At 59.5% G+C, this 25,103-nt stretch carries 19 protein-coding genes and 3 CRISPR repeat arrays; of the genes, 7 read left to right on the top strand and 12 right to left on the bottom strand.

The window, feature by feature from the left end; all coding sequences use genetic code 11:
* The first annotated feature begins 28 nt into the window (after positions 1-28).
* A complete protein-coding gene (locus tag ASAC_RS00150) occupies positions 29-637 on the top strand; it encodes a hypothetical protein (protein WP_013265952.1) in 609 nt (202 codons plus the stop codon).
* On the opposite strand, the gene ASAC_RS00145 is transcribed toward ASAC_RS00150, so the two are convergent.
* Genes ASAC_RS00145 through fba form a run of 3 tightly spaced genes read right to left on the bottom strand, consistent with a single transcriptional unit; the run spans position 612 to position 3,019 of the window.
* The gene (locus tag ASAC_RS00145) at positions 612-1,205 is read right to left on the bottom strand and encodes a UbiX family flavin prenyltransferase (protein ID WP_420805102.1); all 594 of its coding nucleotides are present in this window, start codon (positions 1,203-1,205) and stop codon (positions 612-614) included. The genes ASAC_RS00150 and ASAC_RS00145 overlap by 26 nt on opposite strands.
* The gene (locus ASAC_RS00140; protein WP_013265950.1) at positions 1,202-2,164 is read right to left on the bottom strand and encodes a carbohydrate kinase family protein; all 963 of its coding nucleotides are present in this window, start codon (positions 2,162-2,164) and stop codon (positions 1,202-1,204) included. The genes ASAC_RS00145 and ASAC_RS00140 overlap by 4 nt, the downstream gene beginning before the upstream one ends.
* A gap of 18 nt (positions 2,165-2,182) precedes the next feature.
* A complete protein-coding gene (fba, locus tag ASAC_RS00135; protein ID WP_048812913.1) occupies positions 2,183-3,019 on the bottom strand; it encodes a class I fructose-bisphosphate aldolase in 837 nt (278 codons plus the stop codon).
* 187 nt (positions 3,020-3,206) lie between these two features.
* On the opposite strand from fba, the gene ASAC_RS00130 reads away from it, so the two are divergent.
* Entirely contained in the window at positions 3,207-4,511 is a 1,305-nt protein-coding gene (locus ASAC_RS00130) for a 5'-methylthioadenosine/S-adenosylhomocysteine nucleosidase family protein (RefSeq protein WP_083774136.1), read from the top strand.
* A gap of 36 nt (positions 4,512-4,547) precedes the next feature.
* On the opposite strand, the gene ASAC_RS00125 is transcribed toward ASAC_RS00130, so the two are convergent.
* A complete protein-coding gene (locus ASAC_RS00125) occupies positions 4,548-5,087 on the bottom strand; it encodes a Zn-ribbon domain-containing OB-fold protein (protein WP_013265947.1) in 540 nt (179 codons plus the stop codon).
* 6 nt (positions 5,088-5,093) lie between these two features.
* Complete coding sequence (locus ASAC_RS00120) at positions 5,094-6,284, bottom strand: thiolase domain-containing protein (RefSeq protein WP_013265946.1); 1,191 nt, start codon at positions 6,282-6,284, stop codon at positions 5,094-5,096.
* Positions 6,285-6,480: 196 nt separating this feature from the next.
* On the opposite strand from ASAC_RS00120, the gene ASAC_RS00115 reads away from it, so the two are divergent.
* Positions 6,481-6,834 (top strand): SCP2 sterol-binding domain-containing protein, encoded by a 354-nt coding sequence (locus ASAC_RS00115; protein WP_013265945.1) that lies wholly within the window; start codon positions 6,481-6,483, stop codon positions 6,832-6,834.
* Here the strand turns inward: ASAC_RS00115 and ASAC_RS00110 are convergent.
* Positions 6,796-7,728, bottom strand: a complete 933-nt coding sequence (locus ASAC_RS00110) for an amidohydrolase family protein (protein WP_158303773.1) — start codon at positions 7,726-7,728, stop codon at positions 6,796-6,798. The two genes, ASAC_RS00115 and ASAC_RS00110, sit on opposite strands and share 39 nt — an antisense overlap.
* On the bottom strand, positions 7,715-7,912 hold the full coding sequence (locus ASAC_RS07830; protein ID WP_158303772.1) for a hypothetical protein: 198 nt from the start codon (positions 7,910-7,912) through the stop codon (positions 7,715-7,717). The genes ASAC_RS00110 and ASAC_RS07830 overlap by 14 nt, the downstream gene beginning before the upstream one ends.
* A 74-nt stretch (positions 7,913-7,986) precedes the next feature.
* On the opposite strand from ASAC_RS07830, the gene ASAC_RS00105 reads away from it, so the two are divergent.
* Entirely contained in the window at positions 7,987-8,784 is a 798-nt protein-coding gene (locus ASAC_RS00105; RefSeq protein ID WP_013265944.1) for a DUF2208 domain-containing protein, read from the top strand.
* Between the two features lie 133 nt (positions 8,785-8,917).
* Positions 8,918-11,590, top strand: a complete 2,673-nt coding sequence (locus ASAC_RS00100; RefSeq protein ID WP_013265943.1) for an ATP-dependent helicase — start codon at positions 8,918-8,920, stop codon at positions 11,588-11,590.
* On the opposite strand, the gene ASAC_RS00095 is transcribed toward ASAC_RS00100, so the two are convergent.
* The 5 genes from ASAC_RS00095 to ASAC_RS00075 all read right to left on the bottom strand — a co-directional run bounded on the left by ASAC_RS00095 (position 11,581) and on the right by ASAC_RS00075 (position 19,883).
* The gene (locus ASAC_RS00095; protein ID WP_013265942.1) at positions 11,581-13,053 is read right to left on the bottom strand and encodes a hypothetical protein; all 1,473 of its coding nucleotides are present in this window, start codon (positions 13,051-13,053) and stop codon (positions 11,581-11,583) included. The genes ASAC_RS00100 and ASAC_RS00095 overlap by 10 nt on opposite strands.
* Positions 13,040-13,759, bottom strand: coding sequence for an ABC transporter ATP-binding protein (locus tag ASAC_RS00090; RefSeq protein ID WP_148217065.1), 720 nt, complete (start codon positions 13,757-13,759; stop codon positions 13,040-13,042). The genes ASAC_RS00095 and ASAC_RS00090 overlap by 14 nt, the downstream gene beginning before the upstream one ends.
* 49 nt (positions 13,760-13,808) lie before the next feature.
* The gene (locus tag ASAC_RS00085) at positions 13,809-15,011 is read right to left on the bottom strand and encodes an MFS transporter (protein WP_013265940.1); all 1,203 of its coding nucleotides are present in this window, start codon (positions 15,009-15,011) and stop codon (positions 13,809-13,811) included.
* Between the two features lie 153 nt (positions 15,012-15,164).
* A complete protein-coding gene (locus ASAC_RS00080; protein WP_420805101.1) occupies positions 15,165-15,422 on the bottom strand; it encodes a hypothetical protein in 258 nt (85 codons plus the stop codon).
* A gap of 64 nt (positions 15,423-15,486) precedes the next feature.
* Positions 15,487-16,550: a CRISPR direct-repeat array (repeat unit 24 nt; unit sequence GTTTCAACACCATTCCTTGGTTTC).
* Between the two features lie 105 nt (positions 16,551-16,655).
* Positions 16,656-18,179: a CRISPR direct-repeat array (repeat unit 24 nt; unit sequence GTTTCAACACCATTCCTTGGTTTC).
* 834 nt (positions 18,180-19,013) lie between these two features.
* A complete protein-coding gene (locus tag ASAC_RS00075) occupies positions 19,014-19,883 on the bottom strand; it encodes a putative CRISPR-associated protein (RefSeq protein ID WP_048812679.1) in 870 nt (289 codons plus the stop codon).
* A 707-nt stretch (positions 19,884-20,590) separates the two neighbouring features.
* Positions 20,591-22,221: direct repeats of the CRISPR family, unit length 24 nt; unit sequence GAAACCACGAGATGGTGTTGTAAC.
* Between the two features lie 214 nt (positions 22,222-22,435).
* Here ASAC_RS00075 and ASAC_RS00065 point away from each other — a divergent pair.
* Positions 22,436-24,028: a hypothetical protein gene (locus tag ASAC_RS00065; RefSeq protein ID WP_013265935.1), complete on the top strand. Its 1,593-nt coding sequence runs from the start codon at positions 22,436-22,438 to the stop codon at positions 24,026-24,028.
* A gap of 173 nt (positions 24,029-24,201) precedes the next feature.
* Complete coding sequence (gene cmr4, locus ASAC_RS00060) at positions 24,202-25,098, top strand: type III-B CRISPR module RAMP protein Cmr4 (protein ID WP_083773977.1); 897 nt, start codon at positions 24,202-24,204, stop codon at positions 25,096-25,098.
* Positions 25,099-25,103: the final 5 nt, after the last annotated feature.

Genomic DNA, 25,103 nt, shown 5'->3' with positions numbered 1-25,103 from the left:
GCGTTAGGCGAACACGTGAGGGTCAGGCGTGGCCAGGAAGCTCATAGTGTTTGACTGCAGGGATGTCAGGGTCGTGGACCCGTCCCAGCTGTCCCAGCTGGACAGGGAGGGGCCCGGGGACCTGTTCATAGTGTTGATAGATGGTGACGTCATAGCCAGCGGCAGGCTGACGGTGGTCAGGAACATAGTGGAGGGCCAGCAGGAGGCCCAGCAGGCCCCCGCCGCCCAGCAGGCCCAGCGGGGCGAGAGAGGCGGCGTGGCCGCAGTCCTTGACCAGATGTTCAGGGGCTACTACCCTGACGTCATAGAGAGGGAGGAGCCTGACGTCGAGCTCCACGTGATAGTTGGGAGGGGCCTCCAGGCGCCCCAGCAGGCGGGGCCCAGGAGGGTGCTGGAGCCAGCCAACGACGACTTTGACGTGCTTAAGGTCGTTGAGAGGGTCGCCAGGGGGGCCAGGAGGGTGCTCTTCTTCACGGGCGACAAGAGGCTCGCCGGCCAGGCCGAGGTCACGGCCTCGCAGCTGGGCAACGTGGAGGTCCACTACATGCCCCCGAACGAGTTCCCGGGCAAGGAGAGCCTGGCCAAGGCGATGATAGAGGCCATAGAGAAGGCTAAGGCCTCCCTCCCCTCCACCTGAGGTAGAGGCTGTTGTCAACCCCCAGCGAGTCCAGGATCTTTCCAACCATGAAGTCTACCAGGTCCTCAACTGTCCTGGGCTTGGAGTAGAAGCCCGGGGCCAGGGGCATCACCACCGCCCCCATCTCGGCGAGCGAGAGCAGGTTCCTGAGCTCCGCCACCCCAAGCGGCGCCTCCCTGAAGGCCACCACGAGGGGCCTCCTGAGCCTAAGCATGGCAAGCGCCGCCCTGGCCACGAGGTTCAGCTCGAGGCCGTTGGCTATCAGGGCCACGGTCTTCATGCTGGCGGGCACTATTGCCATGCAGTCTGGCTGGCTGCTGGAGGAGGCCAGGGGGGAGGTCATGTCGTCCTCACTGTAGGTTTGCGAGTACCTTGAGGCCAGCTCAAGGAGCTCGCCGGCCCTCATGCCCTCCTCAGCCTGGGCCACCAGGTCGGCGGACCTGGTCACAATTACCCCCGAGAGCCTGAGCCCCAGCTCTGAGGCGGCCTGAAGGAGCCTTATGCCGTACCTTACCCCGCTGGCCCCGGTTATCGCAACTGAGAGGGTGCCGCAGGGCAAGCCAATCACTCAGCCGGCGGCTTGTCCGCTATGCCTGCCTCAACCTCCTTCCTGTGCTCCTGGTAGAACTTCTCTATCTCCTCAATGGGGGGCAGCGCGTTGGCCCCAAGCATAGTAACCTTGAGGGCGGCCACGGCCTGGGCGTAGACTAGGGCGTCCCTGAGCTTATCGCCCCTTGAGAGCCTCAGCAGCATGGCGGCCGCGAAGGTGTCCCCGCTGCCCGTCGAGTCCCTGACCACGCTGACCTTGAAGGCCGGCACGTAGCCCGTGAAGTCGTCGCTCAGGGCGTAGAGCCCCCTGGGGCCCATCTTCACTATCACTGTGGAGGGCCCCACCCTCTGTATCTCCTCGGCGCAGGCCACGGGGTCCCTTATTCCGGTTAGGTTGGCGCACTCCCTGCTGTTAAGCTCAACTATGTCGACGAACTTTATGAGCCCCCTGAGGGCCTTCAGGCCAGCCATGCTGAGCCTCCTCCCGGGGTCCCAGGAGACCATGGCGTCGAGCTCCTTGGCCCTGACGGCCGCCCTGAGGCTCGTGTCGGGCCTCAGGCTGGCTATGTGGACGAACTTGCCCCTAGCTATGACCTTCTCGTCTATCTCGTCTGGGTCGAGCTTCTCCGCGCAGCCCTTGTAGCCGTAGAGCACTATGTTGCCCTCCTTGTCTATCATGAGCACTGAGAAGCCCGTCGAGCCGAAGCCAACCTTGAGGCCAGATATGTCGACCTTGCTCCTGACCAGCTCCTCGACTATCTGCCTGCCGAAGTTGTCAAGCCCTATCTTGGTTATTACGGCTGCCTTGCCCCCGAGCCTTGAGGTTATCAGGGCCACGTTTATCGCTGAGCCGCCGGGGCCCGTGCTCTGCTCCTCTATGTCAGCCTCCTCGTCGGGGGAGGCGAACTTGCTCACCGTGAACCTGAGGTCGACGAGCGCGTGCCCTATGGCGACGACGTCAAGGTCCTTCTGCTCCATAAGCTTGGAACACCACCATCACTCAAGGTTGAAGCGCTTCGCCGCCTCCTCCGGGCTCAGGCCCTCGTGGACCACGGCCATTACTGCCCTGGCCATGGACTTTATGTCCTTGGCCCTAAACACGTTCCTCCCGACGGCCACGCCGCTGCCGCCGGCCGCTATCACGTTGCTGAGGTCGGTGAGGAAGTCGACCGGCCTGTCCCTCACGGCGCCGCCGCTCATGACGACGGGTATGCCCTGGGCCATCTCGACCACCTTGGCGAAGGTCTCCCTCGAGCCGGTGTAGTAGGTCTTTATCAGGTCAGCGCCGACCTCTATGGCGGCCCTCACGCCGTACATGACCACCTCGGGGTCGTACCAGTTCTTGAAGTGCGATCCCCTGGGGTACGCGAGCTGGAGGGCGGGCATGCCGTAGGCCTCCGCCTCCTCCTTTATTATCATCCAGTTCTCCATCATCTCCGACTCGTGCTCGCTGCCCCAGTAGACCGTGGCCGCGACGGCGTCGGCGCCGAGTGCAACGGCGTCCTCCACGGTGGCCAGCCTGGTCTGCAGGTATATGGAGCTCTCGGGCCTTAGCTCAGTCTTGCTGGTCAGCTTTACTATGAGGGCCGTCCTGCCGGCCCATATGTCGTGCGTCAGCCTGGCCATGCCGGGCAGGAGCATTATCGCGTCAACGCCGGCGTCGACGACCTGCTGTATTATGTTCCTGGCCGCCACCCTGTCCTCGGGGAAGTCCTTGGGGCCGTGCTCAAAGCCGTGGTCGAAGGCGAATATCACGGCCTTGCCGTCCCTGAGGATCCTGCCGAGCCTCACCCTGACGCCGACGGCACCGTAGTTAACGCCTGGGTGCGTCATAGCCTTAACCTCCACGAGGTGAGGGGTCACCGTGTCTAATAAGTTCAAGTTACAGCTCCTGAAGGGAGCGTTAACGGCCCTTAAGCGGGCCCCTTCAACGCTATTAACTTGAACAAGTTAAATTTCATGGAAAAGGTTTCAAGGATATTTATAAGCAATCTAAGGAGTGCTCCTGCTGGGTGTTGGCTTGAGGTCCCTGGGCCTTGTCGGGGTCGCGGTCGTCTTCTTTCTTGTGGGCCTGTTCCTTGGCGGCTTCGTCCTGGCCGCCCACGGCGGAGCGGGCGTAGGCCTCAGCCCTGGGGTCAGGGCCTCCTTCGTAAACGGCACCCCAGTAACGCCCTCGGCCCTCGAGAGAGTCCTCAGGACCCCCAGGGTGGGCATAGTGACGCCCATGGCAATGGAGATGGCGCCCCTGCTGGCGGCCATGAAGCTCGCGGCCATTGTCAACTACTCGGGCTACACCTTCTACGTGGGCAGCATAGGCGGCACGCCAGTTGTCCTGGTAAGGAGCGGCGAGAAGGAGTACGCCGCCGTGGAGGCCACGACGCTCATGGACGCGCTGTTTAACGTGAGGGCCGCCATACTATCGGGCACGGCGGGCAGCAGGAACCCCTACGTGGTCCCAGGCGACGTCGTGATAGGCGCCTTCGTGGTTGACAAGTCGAGCATACACTACCACAGGGCGTCCCTGGTGAACTCAACCATGGCCTACAGCGAGACGCCGTACTCGGGCGTCGAGGTCGTCAACGTGACGCCGCTCAGGGGCGACCTGGTGTCGGGCTTCGGCGAGGCCATGCCGTCGTACTCCAACGCCTCCTCCTACGGCTACGGCTATGGCGTCGACCTCAGCTACGTCTACGTTGAGTACCTGGCGGCCTCGGCCCAGCTGGTGGAGATAGCCGAGCGGGCTGCCTCAGCGCTGAGCCCCATTCCCCTGGCCAACGTGACCGGCCTCAACGTCAGCGGCGAGCTCGTGCCCAGGGTCATAGTGGGGGTCATAGGCTCGGCCAACCAGTGGACGGAGCCGCTCTCCTGGATGGCCCAGCAGAACGCGCTCTACGAGACCGACGCGGGGGAGAACGAGGGCATGGGGTTCGCCTACGTCAACTCGAGGCTCGGGATACCGTGGGTCATAGTGAGGGGCATCTCTGACAGCCCCTGGTTCCCGAGCGTCTACATAGGTCCTACCGCAGCGGAGGAGGCGGCCAACGTAACCATCTACATAGTTGAGCACCTGGACCTTAACAGCGTGAGCGACGCCCCGGCCGCGTTCTCAGCGCTGTCAAACGTGAGCAACGCCGCCATCCACGGCTACATAGTCGCTGCCAGGGCCTACTACCTTGGACTCAGGGTAATTGGGGTCTCCTACGTGAGCCAGCAGGGGCAAATGGTCAACGAGACCGGCCCTGCCTTTGAGTATGAGTACTACAGCGAGTACTCCTACTCGGCCGCCATGAAGGACCTGCTGGTGGCCAACAAGGTCATAGGCTAGCGGCCGGCCGCAGGGCGGCGGCCTGCAAAAAGTCAGCTAAGGCTGCTCAGGCACGAGCTCGTAGGTGAGGTAGCCCTCCGGCTCCCTCTTAACGACCTCCAGCCTGACCTTCATGCCGACCCTCAGCCTCTTCGGGTCCCTCTCCCTGACCCAGGCAAGCACCTGGACGCCGTTGCTGAGCCTGGCTATGCCCACCGTGTAGTCGTCGTAGTGGCTGAAGCTGTAGGGCTTAGTGTATATCACAGTGTAGGTCACCAGCTCGCCCTCCCTGGGCAGCTCCACCCACTCCACCTCGCCGTCCTTGACGCCGGGGCAGTCCACCTGCGGCGGGAAGAAGACCTCGCCCGTCTGCCTGCACCTGGTGGCGAGCACCTTGCCCTCGCTGAGGGCCTCGAAGAACCTCCTCGTCCTCTCGACGCTTATCAGGAACTTGAACCTCATCTCCCTCTGGTCGTACCATATGGCCACGTTTGTCTTGGGGTCCACTATGACCGGGACCCCGACGGACGACTTCATGGCGTTGGCGTAGGCCTCAAGCTGCTTTAGGTAGGCGTCGGCCTCCTGCCTCTGGCTCACGACCCCTCACCTCCCCCTGGGCTTCTCGAGGCCCAGCACGGTGACGTAGGCGTAGTGGCCCGTGCCGCCGACGTTGTGTGCCACGGCCATGCCCTTGTTTATGGTGGCCTGCCTCCCGGGCTCCACCTCGTGGAGGAGCTGCTTGGTCAGCTCAACCGCCATGCTTATCCCCGTGGCCCCCAGCGGGTGCCCCTTGGCCTTGAGCCCCCCGCTGAGGTTGACCGGTATGAGGCCGCCTATGTAGGTCTGCCCCTCCCTGACAAGCTTGTAGCCCTCGCCGCGCTTCACGAAGCCCAGGTCCTCGTAGGCCATGACCTCAGCTATGGTGAAGCAGTCGTGGACCTCGGCCACGTCAAAGTACCTTGCGGTGTTCTCAGCCTCAAGGCCGGCCACCTTGTAGGCCGCCCTGGCCGCCAGCTGGGCCGCCATGAGCCCAGTGAAGTCGTCCCTCCTGGACAGGTTCGCCGTGCCCGAGGCCATGCCTATGGAGTGTATCCACACCGGCGAGTCGGTCAGCTTCTTGGCGACCTCCTCGCTCGCCAGGACCACCGCGGCGGCCCCGTCGGTTATGGGCGAGGAGTCGTAGAGCTTTATGGGCCAGGCTATGTACCTGCTGCTCATGCAAGTCTCGAGGTCTATCTTCCTCGGGAACTGCGCCTTGGGGTTCATGCTGGCGTAGTAGTGGTTCTTGACGGCGACCCTGCAGAAGTCCTCCTCCGTGGCCCCGTACTTGTTCATGTAGGCCGTGGCGTAGAGGGCGTAGTAGCCGGGGAAGGTCAGGCCGAAGTTCTGGAACTCCCAGAAGTAGTTGCCGGCCCTGCCTATGAGCTCCACCACGTTGGGGGTCGGGCTCTCGTTCATCTTCTCAACTCCAACCGCGAGTGCTATGTCTGCCATGCCTGAGGCCACGGCCTCGTAGGCCGAGGCCAGGGCTGAGGAGCCGGAGGCGCAGGCGGCCTCCACCCTGTGCAGGGGCTTGCCGGAGAGCCCGGCGTACTCTGCAACCACCACGGCAGGCAGGGGCTCGCTGCTCCAGCCGCCCACGTTTGAGACGACCACGTGCTCCACGTCCTTAGGCTCCAGGCCCGCCTTCTCGAGGGCCTCCCTTATGGCCTCGTAGGCTAGCTCGGCCAGGTTCACCTCGTTCCTGACCCCGAACTTCGTGTGGCCGTATCCCACTATTGCCACGTTCCTCAAGCGCTCACCTGGTTAAGCGTAAGGCATGAGGGCCTTACGTGTTAAGGCTTGGGAAGTTAGATACATCAAGGCGTGGGGCCCTTTAAAACCGCCTCCAAGGCTTAAGGGGTTTAAAAGGGGCCAAGGCAAGCCCATAACTGCGGCTTGCCCATCCAGGGCTATTACCTACATCGGTCACCCCAGCCCTGGTGGGAGTTTGGTTACACTGGACGACGTTAGGAAGGCCCTCCAGCAGCTCTTCTCGAGGGCCGTGGAGGAGGTGCCGGAGATAAGGAGCTGGGACAAGGTCTACCAGTTCTCAGTGCAGGGCCTGGGGGACTTCTACGTTGAGATAAAGAGCGGCGCCCTTAGGGTGGTCGAGGGGAGGCACCCGAAGCCAATAGCGACCCTCACCACGACCTCCGACGTGCTGGAGAGGATGATGTCGGGCCAGCTCGACGCGATGAAGGCGTTCCTGGGAGGGCAGCTGAAGATAACCGGGGACGTGCTTGACACGATAAACCTGAAGAAGCTAATAGACGCCGGCCTTGGAAAGGTAAGCGAGATGTGAGCCGTCAACCCTGAGGGCCAGGCCGGCCCTGGCCCTCCTAACTATCGCCGAGGCAGTGTCCGCGGCCGAGAGTATGCCGGTGCTGTAGGCGTCCACGAGGACCGCGTGGAGCCTCCTGCCCTCCTCAACGGTCCTCGGCTCAAGGCCCGCCGCCCTGTAGCCTCCAACCATGAGGGCCTCCAGGACGGCGGCGGGGGCGCCCCTGAGGCCCTGGGACCTGGCTATGAGCATGGCCTCCTCGGCCTCGCCCCACGGGTCAGGCAGGTTCCAGGCGGCGTTGTCGCTGCCGAGGCCCAGGGTGACGCCGAGGCTTATGGCGTCGGCCACGGGAGGGGGCCTGAGGCCGTGCCACATGTTGCTCCTGGGGCACATGACAAGGGGGACCCCCTTCTCGGCGATCGCCTGAAGGTCGTCCCGCGAGAGGTGGGTGCCGTGCACTATTGCTGTGAAGCCGGCCCTCAGGGCCACCTCAAGGTCTCCCTCCCTCCTGTTCTCCGGGTCCTCGGCCACGTGCGTGAACGACGGCCTGAGCTGCGACGTGAGAGCCCTCAGCACCCCCTCGCTGTAGTCGAGGGGGCTGGAGAGCCCAAGGCCCTGGCACCAGCCGGGGAACGAGGGCCCTGGGGTGCCGAGCACCAGCACATCCATGTCAGGCACCATCGACCTGGCCCTCTGGGCCGCGAGGCACCCCAGGCCTCCCCCCTCCCTGAAGTCGACCAGGAGGCCGACCCCGAGCTCGTAGGCAGCCCTGTAGGTCCTCCAGATGCCCAGGGCCGTCTCAGTGGGGCCGAGCGTGGAGAGCAGCCTGTACTTGAGTCCATCAGGAGGGGCCACGAGCTCGTGAAGGCCCAGGTCCACGCCGAACTCCGGGAAGCGGCCGTCAGCGCTGTGCACGTGGGCGTTGGCCGGCTGGGGGAGGAGGGCGGCCCATCCCCCCTGCGGAGTCCCACGGGCAGCTGCCCCAGCCCTCCACGGACTCCACAAAGCCATCACCGTCTACAGTGACGCAGACGTCCCTGACCGCCCTCAGGTCGTCGCCTATGAGCGCGAGGGAGGCCCTCAGGTGCACTTGGCTCACCGCCTGGGCCTGAGGGCATTGGCATGTTAAGTCTTTAATCTCGGGCCCTGGAGTAGAGAGCGGAGGCTTCAGCCATGGCCTACATGGAGAAGATGGGCAGAATGGTGGCGCTGAACCAGCTCTACATATTGATATACAGCGCCCTGGCGGCGGTCATAGGCATAAACGTGTACCTCTTCCTGCTCATATTCGTGTTCATAGCCATAAGCATGTTCGTGCAGAGCATACTCATGAGCAGCGGCCTCAACGAGAAGTCCTCCTACGTGGCCGAGGTGCTCTCCGGCAAGAGGCTCTTCCACGAGGACAACACTAGGGCCATACAGAGCAAGGACACGCTGATATATGTCGACCTTCAGGAGCAGACGAAGTTCTCCCTCTACACGACCCTCGGCATACTCATAGGCCTGGCCTACTTCTTCGTGCTGTGGAGGTACGTGCCTGACCTGGCCGCGTACCTGTCCCTGGAGCTCTTCGGGAGGCAGATAAAGGACGTGGGCATCGAGTACCTCAGGCTCCTCCTCTTCATAGCCTTCCTGCTCTACTTTGAGGGGTACTTCGTGATAAACCAGGGAATAATGATGTGGTCGCTCTCAAGGATAAAGAAGCTCCCCGCCCTCAACGTGCCGACCTCCTACATAGTTACCGACAAGGGCATAGTGATCAAGGGGCTGATCACTACAAAGGGCATAAGGTTCCCCCTGCCCCCCGACATAGAGGTGGTACTTAACAAGGACAGGAGGTTCGTGGAGCTCACAAGGCAGGGCAAGAGGACCGTGACGAGGCTGAGGCTCTACACTAAGAACCCCGAGAAGCTGTACGAGATAATAAGGAAGGTCGCCTTCCCGGCCTCCTCAAGGGGGCAGGAGTCCTAGCGCTTGGAAGCCAGCGCCCCTCCTTAGCTGGGCTCAGGGGACCTCCGGGGGAAGGAGTAAGTATCGTACCCTATATTCCCCGGCCCGCCCAGGGTAGGGTTACGGGCATTAGCCTGTCCCAGGGCCCTGGGGAGTGGCGTTGCAGGACGACGAGGAAGTACTCTCGCTGCTGAGGCCCTACGTGGCCGCCTGGTTCAGGGAGAAGTACGGCTCCTTCACCGACCCGCAGAGGGAGGCCATACCGCTAATAAAGCAGGGGAGGAGCGTGCTGATATCGAGCCCCACTGGGACGGGCAAGACGCTCGCGGCCTTCCTTGCAATACTCGACGACCTCCTCGCCATGGGGGAGAGGGGGGAGCTGGAGGACAAGATATACGCGGTCTACGTCAGCCCCCTCAGGGCCCTGGACAACGACATGTACAGGAACCTGGTCCAGCCGCTGGGCGAGATATACGAGAAGGCAAAGTCCATGGGCTTCCAGCCCCCTGAGGTCAGGGTGGCCACCAGGACTAGCGACACGCCGGCCAACGAGAAGGCAAAGATGCTGAGGAGGCCCCCTCACATACTTATAACGACGCCCGAGAGCCTCGCCATAAGCCTCGTGGCCCCCAAGTTCAGGGAGAGGCTCTCGACCGCCAGGTGGGTCATAGTTGACGAGATACACGAGCTCGCCTCCAGCAAGAGGGGCTCGCACCTCGCCCTGACGCTGGAGAGGCTCGAGGAGCTGGTCAGCGAGGCCCAGGGAAGGGGGCTCCAGAGGGTAGGCCTCTCGGCAACCATATCGCCCCTCGAGGAGGTCGCCAGGTTCCTGGGCGGCTACTACGACGATGGGACGCCGAGGCCAGTGGAGATAGTGGACGCCAGGTTCGCCAAGCCCTTCGACATAAGGGTGATAACGCCTAAGGTGGACCTCATACACGGCGACCCGGAAAAGATAAACGAGGAAATATACAACACCGTGGCCGAGCTCTCGAGGACCGCCAGGACCACGCTGGTCTTCACAAACACCAGGAGCGCCACGGAGAGGGTGGTGTTCAAGCTCAAGAAGCTCATGTCCTCCAAGGGCTACGTTGACATGGATGAGATAGAGGCCCACCACAGCAGCCTCTCGAGGGAGGTGAGGCTCGACGTAGAGGAGAGGCTGAAGAGGGGCGAGCTCAAGCTGGTGGTGTCGAGCACCAGCCTAGAGCTCGGCATAGACATAGGCTACATAGACCTCGTGGTCCTCCTGAGCAGCCCGAAGAGCGTGAGCAGGCTCCTCCAGAGGGTTGGCAGGGCTGGGCACCACGTGAGCCAGGTGAGCAGGGGCGTCATGGTGGCTGTTAACAGGGACGACCTGATAGAGTGCACTGTGCTGGCCAAGGCAGCCATGGAGAGGAAGATAGACAACGTGAGGATACCAAGGAACCCGCTTGACGTGCTGGCCCAGCACATAGTTGGCATGTCAATAGAGAGGCCGTGGAAGGTGGAGGAGGCCTTCAGGGTGATAAGGAGGGCCTACCCGTTCCACGCGCTCAGCTGGGAGGACTACATGAGCGTCCTCCGCTTCCTCGGCGGCAAGAGCCAGGGGCTCGAGGACGAGGGGGTCTACTCAAAGATAAGGCTTGACGAGGACCTGGGGGAGTTCGGCAGGAAGAGGAGCGCCAGGATGATATACCAGCTCAACGCGGGCACGATACCGGACGAGGCCAAGATAAAGGTCATATCTAAGGGCAAGAGCATAGGCAGCCTGGAGGAGGAGTTCGTCGAGATACTTGAGCCCGGCGACATATTCGTCCTCGGGGGCAAGACCTACAGGTTCCTCAGGGCTGACGGCATGAAGGTTTACGTGGAGCCCGCCGAGAACGAGAGGCCCACGGTGCCGAGCTGGTTCAGCGAGATGCTGCCCCTGGCCTTCGACAGCGCCCTCCTGGTCGGGGAGTTCAGGGAGAGGGTTGGGGAGCTCATAGCCCAGGGCAAGTTAGACGAGGCCAGGAGGATGCTCGTGGAGGAGTACAGGCTGGAGCCCCACGCCGCCGAGGAGGTAATTCAGTACGTGTGGGAGCAGCTGGCCTACACCGGCGTCGTGCCGGGCAGGAGGAACATACTCATAGAGTACTTCCAGGGCGACGAGGGCGAGTGGAGCATAGCCTTCCACACCCTCTTCGGCAGGAGGACCAACGACGCACTCTCCAGGGCCTACGGCGCGGTGCTTTCCGACAGGCTCAACGTGCCCGTCAAGGTCTCGGTCACGGACAACGCCTTCATGCTCACCTACGAGGGCAGGGAGCCGGACGAGGGCCTCATAAGGTACCTGCTGAGCTCCGTGAGGAGCGACAACCTCAGGCAGCTCCTCGAGGGCGCCGTGGTGAGGACTGAGATGATGAGGAGGAGGTTCAGGCACGTGGCCCAGAGGAGCTTCATGATACTGAGGAGGTACAGGGGGCACGAGAGGAGCCCGGAGAGGATGCAGCTCTCGGCGCAGAAGCTGCTCGACGTCATGCTTGAGGAGATGCCGGGCAGCCCAGTCATAAGGGAGACCTACAGGGAGATACTTGAGGACTACATGGACATACAGGACGCGGGGAGGGTCCTCAGGTGGATAGAGGGCGGCGAGGTCAAGGTCACCGTAAGGGGGCCGCTGCCATACCCGTCGCCCTTCGCGCACAACCTGTTCATAAAGGAGTACAGCGACGTGGTGCTCATGGAGGACAAGCAGAGGATAATGGCGTACCTCCACGACAGGATAATGGAGTACCTGAGGTCAAAGGGCAAGGTCCTGGAGGAGGGCGTCCAGCAGGCCCAGGGCGAGGAGGCTCACACGTAGCCGGCCTCAACTATCCTCCTTGAGGCCGACCTCCAGAAGCCCCTGAGGGCCATGAAGGGGGCCGCCACAAGCAGCGAGGCGAGGCCGCTGTAGACGCTGACGCTAAGCGACGCCATCGCAGCTGAGATGAGGGCGAACGGCACTATAATTATAAAGGTTATCACCAGCCCCCTGGCCCTGACCTGGCCCGGCATGAACCCCTCGCTCCTCACCTGCGGCGACACCGCCATGTAGGCGGAGGCAGCGTATGAAAGCAGGGAGAAGGCGGGGCCCACCAGGAGCAGCTGCGGCACCATGTTAATCGCCTCCCTGAGGCCCATGAGCCAGAGGGTAAGGTAGGCGGCGGCGAAGGGGAGGGAGGCGAGGAGCACCACGAGGGACCAGGAGAGGGCGCCCAGCCACATGTAGGCGCCGGGGTCCGCGGCGGTGAAGGCAAGCCAGGGCCTCTCGTTGCCCACCTGGGAGGCGCTGGAGCCTATGAAGAAGGCCTCAACGGCGATGGCAGGCACGAAGAGGAGCCCGAAGAGCACCCCGTTCCCAGGGCCCTGGGGGGTCAGCCTCTGGGGGACGAGCCCCGTGGCCATTAGGGCCACGCCGACCGCCAGGTACGCCGCGGCGGCGAGCGACATGTAGCCCATGAACTTCCTCACGCTCACGGTGCGGGTGAAGTACCTGGAGCCCCCGGCGCCGAAGCCCCCGACCCTTCCAGTTATGGTAAGAGTGTTGAGCTTCATCCTGAGCTCGGCCCTGAGCCCCCTGACGCCCGCGAAGGAGAGCGCGCTCGAGGCCACCTGCCCCCTGCCCTCGCTGACCACCGAGGAGTAGCCGTAGAGCAGCGGGGCCCTGCCGAGCCTCGTGGCCACGTAGGAGGTGAGGCCCAGGGAGAGTATGGCTAGCGTGGCCGTGCCCGCCAGGTAGTAGCCGTCGAAGACCCCGGAGGGGCTGACGGGGTTCCTGAACAGGGCTGATATCGACCAGGCCGCCAGGGCAGCGGCCACGGCGACCCTCCTCTTGGCCTGCAGCTCCGCTATTGAAGCTGTCAGCGACGTCAGCAGGAGCACGAAGAGCACCATGTCGACTACAGCGTACCCCAGGGGCACGTCTATGAACGGGAAGTACCAGCCGAGCCAGGCGATGGCCAGCAGGCCGCTGAGCACCATCTGCCCTATGTAGAGCGAGAGCGCGAGGCTCCCCCTGCTTATTGGCAGGGTGAAGAGGTAGTCCCTGTCTGACTTTATCACAGTGACGCCTCCCTGCAGCGAGGCCAGGAATATGACTATGGCCGAGTATATGACGGCCATGGTCCTCTCCTGGGCCACCTCGCTCGGCGGGAGCTCTATGTGGTTCGCGTAGAGGTAGGCGCCGCTCATGACGCCGTAGAACAGCATTATCAGGGTTATTATGAGCAGGGGCCTGGATATCCTGGTCTTGACCACGAAGGCTATGAGCTTAAGCCTCGACACTCCTCATCAGCCTCGCCACGACGCTCTCCACCGGCTCCTCCTCCTTCGCCATCCTCCTCAGGTCGTCGAAGGTGCCCTGCCAGACGAGCCTCCCCCCGCTTATCATCAGTATGTGGTCCGTCAGCCTGCCGGCCACGCTCATTATGTGCGTCGACACGAGCATGGTGGAGCCCATCCTGCTCAGCACCCCTATGACCTCCTCCTGGGTCGGTATGTCGAGGTAGTTCAGGGGCTCGTCCAGGAACACCACCTTGGGCTCGTGGATTATGGCCAGCGCTATGGCGAGCTTCTGCACGTTGCCCCTGGAGAGCGCCGACACCCTGTAGTTCTCGTATTTCCTCAGACCCAGGAGGTCCATCATCTTCTCCGCCCTGTCCCTAGGGTCGTCGAGGCCCCTCAGGGCCGCTATGTACTCCAGGTTCTCCCTGACCGTGAGGGCCAGGTACGGCGTGGCGTCCTCGGGCAGGTAGCCCATTTGGGCCTTCACACTGTAGTCGTCGGCCGGGTCCCTGCCGAGGACCCTGACCTCGCCCCTGTCGGGCTTCATGAGGCCCACGAGCAGCCTCAGGGTGGTGCTCTTGCCAGCGCCGTTGGGGCCCAGGAGGGCGTACCTGCCGCCCTCGGGCACCTCGAAGCTGAGCCCCCTGAGGGCGGGCACGGTTCCGTAGAACTTGACTACGTCCCTTACCTCGATCGCGTTGGCCAAGGGGCTTCCCAAGGTGATGGGTGAGGCGGGGCTATAAAGCTTTGTAACGCTAGGCCCTCCTCCTCAGCCTGTCCAGGTCCTCGGGCCTTATCGCCACGGGCGAGCCCACCACCTCCCTGCCCCTGGCCATCCAGGCTGCAGAGGCCGCCAGGCCGAGGGCCCACATGGCGGTGGCGTACCACAGGAAGTCGACGACCCCCATGCCTGCCGTGGCGAAGAAGCTCGCCAGCATCAGCACGTAGGGCGCCGCCCTGACCAGGGCTATCCCCGTGGCCCTGAAAGTTGTGGGGAAGGACAGGGACTCCAGGACGTTCCTCGAGGCCCAGACGGTCTCGGTGAAGGCGCCGTTAACGAACAGCAGTGCCATGAATGGCGCTAGCCCGGCCCTGAGGGCAGGTATGGCTGCCAGCGACGTGGCGAAGCCGCCCGCGAAGCTGGCCAGCGTGAAGGCCCTTGAGCCCACCCTGTCCATTGCAGCTGCCGCTATGAGCCCGCCCAGGGCCTCGCCCGCGAAGTAGAGCATTATAATCTCGAGGGCGTGTGATGGGAACTCCTCGGGTCCTATGCTGAGGGCCAGGAGGCCGAAGGTGAGCACCGAGGAAACTGCCATGAGTGTTAGCAGGGCGAGCCAGAGCCTGGCCTCGGCCCCTAGGACAACCCTGCCCCTCTCCTCGGGCCTGAGGGAGAGCCAGGGCCTCGACTCGGGCACCATGGAGCGGGTCACAGCCATTATTGCTATGGCCCCGGCCACCAGGGCCCCTACGGCAGCCCTGCCGGAGGCAGCCGAGAGGCCGCCGAAGGCCAGGGCCACCGCGGATATGACAACTGCGCCGACGTTGCCCACGTTAGTTATGAGCACGACAAGCCTCTCCTTTATGTCGGCCGGGGCGCTCTCGACTATGTAGCTCAGCACTATGGGGACCTCTCCCCCCATGGCCGTCTGCGTTATGAGAAGGCCCGCCAGGACGGCGTAGAGGCTGTTGAAGGCAAGTATCAGCAGGGCCCCCAGGGCGTAGACCCCGAGCATGGCCATGTAAGTGGACTTCCTGCCCCTCAGGTCGGTGAGCCTGCCCAGGGCCAGGTTGCCTATGAGGGTGCCCACGGGAATGGTGGAGAAGACCAGCGGGGTGGCCCACGACGGTATTGACGAGAGCAGGGCCGACACAGATGGGAGGGTGACGAAGACTCCCTCCAGGAACATGTCTAGCGTGGTTGATACCAGCACCAGCCTCTGGTCCCTCGTGAGTACCATGGCAGCCCCAGAGGTGGCTAAGGGATGATGTTAATAAGCGCTGCGCGAGACCATGAGGGGAACTGTACATCGCTGCTTGGACTGCTCTTTGTTACCCCTAGCGCGGCTCCACGGCTGATACCTGGCTGCTATAAACGCCGCGGCAAGGGCGCTTCAAGGAATGGCCAGGCAGGGGATGACCCCAAGGACCCCCAGGGCCAACGGGCTCGGCCGCGCCTCGTGCACTAAGCCAGCTCCCTCGCCGCCACGCTGGGCAGCTATTATGTTCTCCAGGTAGTTAAAGATCTGCATGTCAGCGAACGCCTTGACCGCCCACAGGAGCCTCTGGTACGCGTAGACCGGCTTCACGACGAAACCCTGTGGCGTCCTTGAGAGCACCAGCGTGGCAAGGGGCGTAGTAGTTAATTTCAACTTCAACATCATTCTATGGCTTCCATCGCCATACTTATCATATTCTTCGACAAACCGCTTTCCAGTTTCAACATCATTCCTTGGTTTCCAGGTGGGGGAGAGTCTGGAAGAAGAATTGAAGAGGGAGGTGTTTCAACACCATTCCTTAGTTTCCTATGACATACCACAGCACGGCATTCTTGCGCAGAACGCCATGTTTCAACACCATTCCTTGGTTTCGCAAAGACAATAAGCGAGATAAAGCAAAGGAGAAAGCTTGCCACAGTTTCAACACCATTCCTTGGTTTCCGTGGAATCTACCCAACCCGTGCGAGGGAAACAGTGAGTTTCAACACCATTCCTTGGTTTCGAGTAGGTATCTCGACGAAGGATACTACCTTGTGGTGCATGTTTCAACACCATTCCTTAGTTTCCTAAACAACGCAATTGACATATTATATTTTGTTTCACCTGGTTTCAACACCATTCCTTGGTTTCCGCGGAAATAGTAGCGGCCTGGGGCGGCGAAGAAATAAGAGTTTCAACACCATTCCTTGGTTTCCACAGAAAAGCGAGGCGAGAGAGCGTGAGCGCGCAGGAAGTGTTTCAACACCATTCCTTGGTTTCTCGCTAAAACACCAATTGAACTTGTGGGCCTGGTGAGGACGTTTCAACACCATTCCTTGGTTTCTCTCGAGAGCAAAGGACATTGCCTCCACGGCGTAGTGTTTCAACACCATTCCTTGGTTTCTGTTCTACCGTAGAAGTGCCAAGGGGCCCGCTACCGGCATCCAGCAGTTTCAACACCATTCCTTGGTTTCTACTTCATGACAGAAAGATTTTCGTGAGCCCAAATATCTAGTTTCAACACCATTCCTTGGTTTCTTGAGGAAGTCCCTGGAGTGCCAATGGACGTCATTAGGATGTTTCAACACCATTCCTTGGTTTCAGAAGCTTACGAGTAGCCATGTAGTTCACCAGGTTTTATATAAAGTTTCAACACCATTCCTTGGTTTCACGTTTTCCTCAGCTATTTTTGCGATGTTTGAAGAACTGTTTCAACACCATTCCTTGGTTTCGTTTCCTCCTATTCCTCCCTGAAGCACGGTCATTACTGGTCCCTACGTTTCAACACCATTCCTTGGTTTCGGCGGCACAACAGTGGAAGAGGAAGTTCTGACTGCAAAGGTGTATGACGTAAACGACTCCTTTACAGCGGCACAACAGTGGAAGAGGAAGTGAGCGCCGAAAAGGCGTTTCAACACCATTCCTTGGTTTCTAGCCCACTATGCCGACCACGAATATCATTACGAGGTCAAGTGTTTCAACACCATTCCTTGGTTTCATATGAAAGAAGTGTATGAGATAGCAGAGAATGGCCCCAGTTTCAACACCATTCCTTGGTTTCAAGACCAGGGGCATGAACGTTAGGGACGTGATAGCAAGGTTTCAACACCATTCCTTGGTTTCTATAGTCCTCACGGCGCCTACCGTTAATATCATAAAGTTTCAACACCATTCCTTGGTTTCATATGAATACACTATTGAGGGAGAACTGGCAAAGCTGCGTTTCAACACCATTCCTTGGTTTCCGCAGAGTTTGTGAAAGAAGTGGAGCTTCCCCTATGGGTTTCAACACCATTCCTTGGTTTCGCTGGGGAGGCCGAAGCCGCTGGGGGCAGTATAACCTGTTTCAACACCATTCCTTGGTTTCTGTATATTGTTGACGTTCAGAATAGATATGAGTGGAAAGTGTTTCAACACCATTCCTTGGTTTCGACTGTAATTGCACAGAGGAAGTATGAACAGCTTACGCTGATGTTTCAACACCATTCCTTGGTTTCCCACAGGGGTATGCCAACAGATTATGCAAGCGAAATAATAGCAGGTTTCAACACCATTCCTTGGTTTCATATTATTATTCACTGTCGTATTTCTCGTTAATGTTAAACCCGCAAGTTTGTTCAGAGTTTCAACACCATTCCTTGGTTTCTGGCGGAAAGGCCAACAGGTTCAGTGTGCACTGTGCAGAGTTTCAACACCATTCCTTGGTTTCGCAATATTTCGATTTTGAGGGGGAAGACCACACGGACTTTTGGTTTCAACACCATTCCTTGGTTTCGCATACCACTTCGCAAACTATACCTACAGGCCAGTGGAGGGTTTCAACACCATTCCTTGGTTTCTAGTTAGCTGTGGCGATAACATCAAAGGCTATGATTGCGTGTTTCAACACCATTCCTTGGTTTCTTCAAGAGGGTAGCAAGTTTTATAAGGGCTTTGAAGATACTTAGTTTCAACACCATTCCTTGGTTTCTTGACTCGTTAATTATCTTTTTGTATGCGTCTAAGTTAATTGGTTTCTCGGTTTCAACACCATTCCTTGGTTTCGGCCATAACATGGTTTGTGGACATGGATAAAGTTCTAGTGTTTCAACACCATTCCTTGGTTTCTTATAGTTATGCTTATCCTGTCCCCGTTCACGCTAACGTCAGTTTCAACACCATTCCTTGGTTTCCTGAACCTATGGAAATTTAAACCCCTGAAACTATCTTTCTATGGTTTCAACACCATTCCTTGGTTTCTTCTTAACCAATTTAGGTCAGCCGGCCTTATCGGCATGAAGCGTTTCAACACCATTCCTTGGTTTCCCGTGGATAGTTGTCAATTTATATCCCAATGAACATGAGGGTTTCAACACCATTCCTTGGTTTCGCATTTACCAAGGATCAGAAGCCGATTGTATTTAGAGAGTTTCAACACCATTCCTTGGTTTCCGAGCTCTGGGACACCATACAGGTTATGTTCGCTTACCGTGCCAGGGGCCTGCCCCTTCCTCTGCCCCTCTGTCCCACCGTTGTCCTCTGCACGGGAATACTTAAGTTTACCGCCGGCTCCAGGGCAGCTTCCCACGTGGAACATGGGAAGCCCCCATAGGCCTTTAAATTTTCATAATGTTTAGTTAAGTAAAATTGATGTTCCCACCGCTCCCACCGGGCAAGTGACTTCCCATGTCTCACATGGGAATTACCCGGCTAAGTAGTTTATAAGGTAAATTAACAAAATAACAAAAGCATAACACTGTTTATAATGTTTATAAAATAGTTTAATAATAAGAAAAAGAAAGAGAGGAGAAGTGAATGGAAAGGGAGGGGCGGGTCCCGCGGGCAGCCTAAGGCGAGAGTCCAAGCCTTGACCTGGGAAGGTCCACTACAGCCCTGGGCAGCTGGACAACCGACGCCGCTCGCCTACCACATTGACCTGGCCGCAGGCGTTGAGGGCCAGCACAAGTTTACAGCCGTACATGAGCGCTATGGGCCGAGGGCTGACGCCCGCGATGACCGCTGCCTGTGTCATAAGTTGACGTCAGGAGGAGCGACGCGCGGCATCTAATGGTCAATGGAGTCACGAACTGGAGTGGGGCCAGCTTAAGGCTCTGCCCGCCACATGGCTCACAGGAGCTCAGCGGCGGGCAAAAGGGGCCTGAGGCCGCTGGGCTTGTCTCAGGGCTTCGGACGGCCCTGGGCCCAAGCCCCGAACACGTCCTCCGGCTCTTGCGAGGCCATGATGAGGGCGTGCCCTAAGCCCTTGCAATTCCGGGCTGCCCTTGGTCACGAAGTGATTCCCGAGGCGGCCAGGAGCTCCTCGGCCCACACAAGGTCATCCTTTACCACGGGGCCCAGGGAGAGCCTGCCGGAGTTGAGCCTGGCCGCTATTACAGTAACGAGCTCGTTCGCGTCCAGGTCCTCCAGCCTCGCCCCCACCTTCGCCCTCAGGGAGGTCACCGCGTCCCTCAGGGCCGTTGTGTGCAACAGCGGCACGCCAACGGTTGACTTCATGGCCTCGTGCCTGTAGTAGGCCAGGGCCGTTATGTTCCTCAGCATGAGGCCCAGGGTGAAGTAGGCCGCCTCGGCCTTGAAGCCGGGGGTTATGTTGAGCATTATAGTGTAGCCCTCGCCCTGGTCCCTGAGGGCCCTCGAGCCGACCTCTCTCATTATGTTCAGGAGCCCCGCGGCCAGGTTCCTCTCGCCCTCCCCGGCCGGGACAGCCTCGGCCGCCACGCCAGCCCGCTTAAGGTACTCGGTCAGGAGCAGGGCCACCAGGTGGGCCGCCCCGCTGTCCGAGTAGTAGTAAAGGACTACCCTCTGCACCATGCCGGCCTCCAGGAAGGGCTGAAGCGAGTTCAGCTCCGCTGAGGCCTCGTAGGGACTTGAGCTCAGGTACGACCTGAGCCTGTCAAGCAGCGGGTCGCTCCTGCCGGCCCCCGCGAGCCTCTCGCACTCGTCCTCGGCGTCAACATCAAGCCTCGAGCACCTCTCGAGGAGCTCCGCCTGCTCCCTGCTAAGGCCCGCTGACCTGGAGGCGTACCTCATCCATAGCGTATCGTTGAATCTGTATGTTATAATAAGGCCCGCTGACCTGGAGGCGTTCCTCAGGAATGAGGTGCCGACGGTCATGTGGTGGGAGAACCTCAGGGCCAACCGCTTCACCTTAGGTCATAGGGTTACGTGAGTATTTAACCCTTGCACGACCGCGGGGCCTGCGGCTGTCCCTTTATTTTGCAGGACCCCTAGCGGCAGGCGCTGCTTCCTGGCCGCGCTCCCCTGCGAGGCCCGGCTCGCCCTGAAGGACGCCCGCGTGCCGTGCACGTCCACACGAGCTCCATGTACGGCGTCCTCCTGAGTCCTAGGACTTGGGGACTTCCTCCACGCGCAGGCCCTCAACAAATACCACTCAAGAGGCCCTGCGGCCTGTGGTTCCATCCAAAATCGTAGGGCTGTAGCGGTGGTCGGTGCCTGACCCTCGGCGTGGCCCCCGAGCTGAGGTACAGGGCCGTCGTCGCTGTCCCGAGCCTGCTAGCCGTGTCTAGCATAGAGTCACAGGATCCTCCTTTCATAATGATTAACATGTTATTTTGTTATTTTACCTTATAAACTACTTAGCCGGGTATTTCCCATGTGAGACATGGGAGTGCCTTGCCCGGTGGGAGCGGTGGGAACATCAATTTTACTTAACTAAACATTATGAAAATTTAAAGGCCTATGGCGACTTCCCATGTTTCACATGGGAAGCGGCCGCAGGGCGGGCAGTAGGCTTAAGTATTCCCCTGCAGAAAACAGTGGTGGGACAGGAGGGCCGCCCCGGGCCACGTGAAGGCTAAGGCCGAGGCACGGCGTCCCATGGCTCGGAAACCACGAGATGGTGTTGTAACCTAGCCCCAGCCAGAACAAATGCTGATGGCAACCTCCTGATAGAAACCACGAGATGGTGTTGTAACGGCCATGGGGCCATGGGGCAAGGCGAAGAAAAAGAGCTAGAAACCACGAGATGGTGTTGTAACCTATGTAGCCAGCTGGGAAGGACATGTTTGTAGCGCTGAGAAACCACGAGATGGTGTTGTAACTTTCCAAACATGCGTAGAGCCCAAAAAAGACCCATACGAGAAACCACGAGATGGTGTTGTAACGGGTGTTGTTGTAAACATTGAACCGCTTTGTCCATAATGAATAGAAACCACGAGATGGTGTTGTAACCAACCGCTCCATGTTAGCCCTGATCTTGAGATGTAATGAAACCACGAGATGGTGTTGTAACCCCATAAGAGCGCAGCCGTTCCACGTCAATCCCGAACGGCTAGAAACCACGAGATGGTGTTGTAACAAAAGATTATGTCGTAGAAGTTCAACGAACTGAACTTCCTGAAACCACGAGATGGTGTTGTAACGGGTGGCCCACGACAGATGTGAACCCGTTCTTTAGCACCTCGAAACCACGAGATGGTGTTGTAACCCAAGTACTCTGGGTGCTCCTGCAGGCACTGAACAGCCGAAACCACGAGATGGTGTTGTAACTCATTCCCCCCTACTACCGTTCCGGTGATGGTTTCTTTCCCCGTGAAACCACGAGATGGTGTTGTAACCCAACTCGCTCTCCACATTCCTCACCTCGCTCACGTCTCTCGGAAACCACGAGATGGTGTTGTAACGAGTCTGGGGAGTCCCCTCCGAGCTTTCATTCTGAGACGAAACCACGAGATGGTGTTGTAACCTATAAGGCCCAGCTTCTTCAAACAGGCAAACGTGTTTGTAGAAACCACGAGATGGTGTTGTAACAAGGTTGGATGGACCCAGAACCCGTAGTTATCGTATACAACGAAACCACGAGATGGTGTTGTAACAAAACAAAATTCATGAATGGTCAATTATAAAGAAAGACGCGAAACCACGAGATGGTGTTGTAACTCTTCCACTGTTGCGCTGCCCCAGGTCGCGTGAATAAACGCGAAACCACGAGATGGTGTTGTAACAAGAAAGGCCAAGTTCTTTAAGGATTTTTTCATAAAAACTGAAACCACGAGATGGTGTTGTAACTTGAGTTGATTGATATGTGTTAGCAAGAATAGCTTAAACTTCGAAACCACGAGATGGTGTTGTAACGAGAAACCCTCTCACCCATGCTCTCACGCCTCAGATAGAAAGAAACCACGAGATGGTGTTGTAACGTCTGGGTTCTGTAGGGACAGTATGGCCTTCCAGAGCCTGCGAAACCACGAGATGGTGTTGTAACAAAGGCTCGGCCTTTCTGAGGCAGAGGACGTGAACATACTCGGGAAACCACGAGATGGTGTTGTAACAAAGAGTAGAAACTAAGTATGTTTGCCGCAAGTAATCCAGAAACCACGAGATGGTGTTGTAACCCTTATCACAAACTTCGGCTTTAGGTGATACATCCGCGAAACCACGAGATGGTGTTGTAACAAGAGGAAATCTATGCTTATAACATATCCTCGACACTGAAACCATAAGATTGTGTTGAAACCTGCAAACCCCTGACTCGGCCTGAGAGCCCAGCCGCGGCCATCTTCGCCTGACCGCCTCGACTAGGACAGCCGGTGGGGGTGCCGTCATGGTGGGTCACGAGCTGGAAATGCTTAAATGATCCTATAGCAAGATAACCGTGGGGCAGCTCCTGTGCCCGCTGGACCTAGGCACCTAATCGCTCAGCGGTCGCAGGCCCTCGGGGGCGACTTCAGATGGGCAAGGCGCTGACCCTCATAGTGGCCCCCCTGGGCTCGGTCAAGTACCTGAGGCCGGCCACCTACCTGGCCCAGGATCGCAGGGGCAGGTTTTCGTGCAGGGTGGAGTCTAAGGGCAAGGTGCCCTCGGCTGCGGTCACCTACGTCTACCTCAGGAGGATGTTCCCAGACGCCGTGGTAAGGGTGCTCGGTCTCGTGCCGGAGTCGCTTATAGCTGAACTTGGCATGGCCTCAGGCCCCTACTGGAAGGCTGTGGACGAGCTGTTAAGTCTTCAGAGGAGGCACATAGAGGAGGGGGTTGAGAGCTCAAGCGACTCATGCGGGCTACTGGGAGATTTCATAAAGGAGGATAACCTGGAGCTCAGGGCCGTGCCGCTGAGGGGCACCTTCAGGCTCAGCGGGGGCGGCTCCATGAGGATAGACGTCAGCCCCTATGACTCCCAGGCCATGGCGGCCTATCACATCTCAAGGAAGCTGCTGGAGCTCAGGGCCGCCGACTATGACGCTGTTTACGTGGTCTCAGACGTGACTAACGCCCCCAACCAGCTCCAGGTAATGACTGTGAGGGCCGTCCAAGGGGCCGCCTCGGCCCTCTCGCTGGCGGTCCCGGTGACGCTGGGGTTCTCGGCGTTGGACCCATATGTTGACGATAGGACGGAGCTGACGCTCAGCGTGACGTTTCAGAGGCAGCTGCCCAGCATAAGGCTGCCGACAAGGAGGACCTCCAGGCTCCTCTCCCCAAGGCGCTGCGCCCCGCGCGACGTGGTGAGGGCCCTGGTGGGGCTCCACGGGAAGCCGATAAGGGCCGCCATCTCCTCGCTTACGGCCGCGGCTGCGTCAATAAACGTCGGTGCCCTCTTCCTGATGCCGTACTTTCTGGAGGACGCCTTGGAGAAGCTGGAGGGCCTGGGCCGCGGCCCCTCCAGCTCTACCTGTTACAGCGCCGCGGCCCTCGACGCGGGGCAGCTGCAGCGCGCAATCCTCGACCTGGCAAGCACTTTTGTAGAAGAGTACTTCACGCTGACGAAGGTTACCCAGGGCGGCGACAGCGTAGAGGTCACGAGGTATGCTGACTTTAACGAGGACTTCGAGACTATGCTGTACCTGGCCCTCGCCGGCGGCACGACCATTAAGCCTGAGGGCGGCTGCCTTAACTTGAACGAGCTGGCCAGGGAGGCGGACAACTACAGCAGGAGAGGCCTGGGCATAACGATTACCACAGAAATTGAGCACGATAACATTGTCAACGCAATTAACTCCAGCAAGGATGAGGTGAAGGGGCGGCTCGCGTCTGACGGCGTGTGCCTTTATGAGCTGAAGGGACACACTTCTTCATCCGTAAATAATGAATACACGGCGAGAAACCTCGTGGCCCACGCTGGCATCCTGGAGAACGCGGTCAAGATAAAGGTTAGGGGCGACGGGTCACCCATGGCCTGCCTCTCGGGGGACTGCGGCGATTGCAGGATCCCGTGTGGGAAACTTATGGAAATCATTAAGAGGTCCCTATTTAAGGTCGTCAATCTCGATAAGGCCCATCGCTCGCCGCCTGGGGAAGCATCGCGCGGCCGCCTCAGCCTTGATATGTAAGTTTCTCGCCGCGCTCCCTCGACGCCCGTGGCCAGGGAGCCGGTAAGGCCCGCCGCAGAGCTTACCTGGCCGTAGGCCCCAGGCAAGACCCAACTTTGGCTAAAACGCGGCGCAACGCGGGGTAAATTTATAATGTATTACCACAGACATACAACTACCGTGGTGCTGCGCCTGTGGGCGGCTCGTTATTGGTCCTCGCCTACGCCGTGACGCCCGTTCACGTGGGCTCCGGCAGGTCCCCGGGCTTCGTTGACCTTCCATTTCAGAGGGACTCGATGGGCTACCCAGTCATATTAGGCTCCTCCTTCAAGGGCGCCCTGAGGTTTCACCTGACGCCCCCAAGCAGCGGCAAGCCCAACGACAAGGGCGGCGGTAACGATAAGGACAATAAGCTAGTGAGGTGCGCCTTCGGCCCAGACATTGACGAGGGCGGGGCTAAATTTATGGGAAGGCTCGTGTTCACCGACCTGGTGCCGTTCCTCTACCCGGCCCCAAGCCTCTCCGAGGGCTACATATATGTGACCACGAAGTACCTCCTTAACAGGGCTTATGACATCCTGTCAACCGTAGGGGTCAGCCCACCTAAGGCCTTGGGCGCCGGCGGCACAGTGACAGTGGGGCTGAGGGAGGTCCGTTACGCCTACACGGTAAACGTAAGCGACGTCCTTGGCGGCCGCGTCGACACGAGGTCTCTGGGGTACCTGCTAAAGGACAAGGCCTACGTCTTTGACGACGACGTCGGGCTGCAGGTTGTGGAGTCGTCCCTGGTAAGGGTCACAAGGAACGCCCTCGATGATAAGACGAAGACCGTCAAGGAGAGGGCCCTCTGGACTGAGGAGTACGTGCCCCAGGGCACGGTTATGGTTGGCGCCATGCTGGACTCCATGAGGGGCAGCGTGGACTCCATGGGGGGCAACGACGAGTGCAGGGACATAGACGTGATGACAGAGCTCAGCAACAAGCTTAACAGGGCCTCGCTCTTCATAGGGGGCAAGGAGACCGTGGGCAAGGGTCTCGTGAGGCTGCTCATCGTAAGCGGCACTGGCGCCGTCAGCGGCGCGGTGAGGTGAGCTGT

The organism is Acidilobus saccharovorans 345-15 (assembly GCF_000144915.1).
Lineage (GTDB): Archaea > Thermoproteota > Thermoprotei_A > Sulfolobales > Acidilobaceae > Acidilobus > Acidilobus saccharovorans.
Note: the sequence above shows the minus strand (reverse complement) of the source record. Positions and strands in the feature narration are given on the sequence as shown.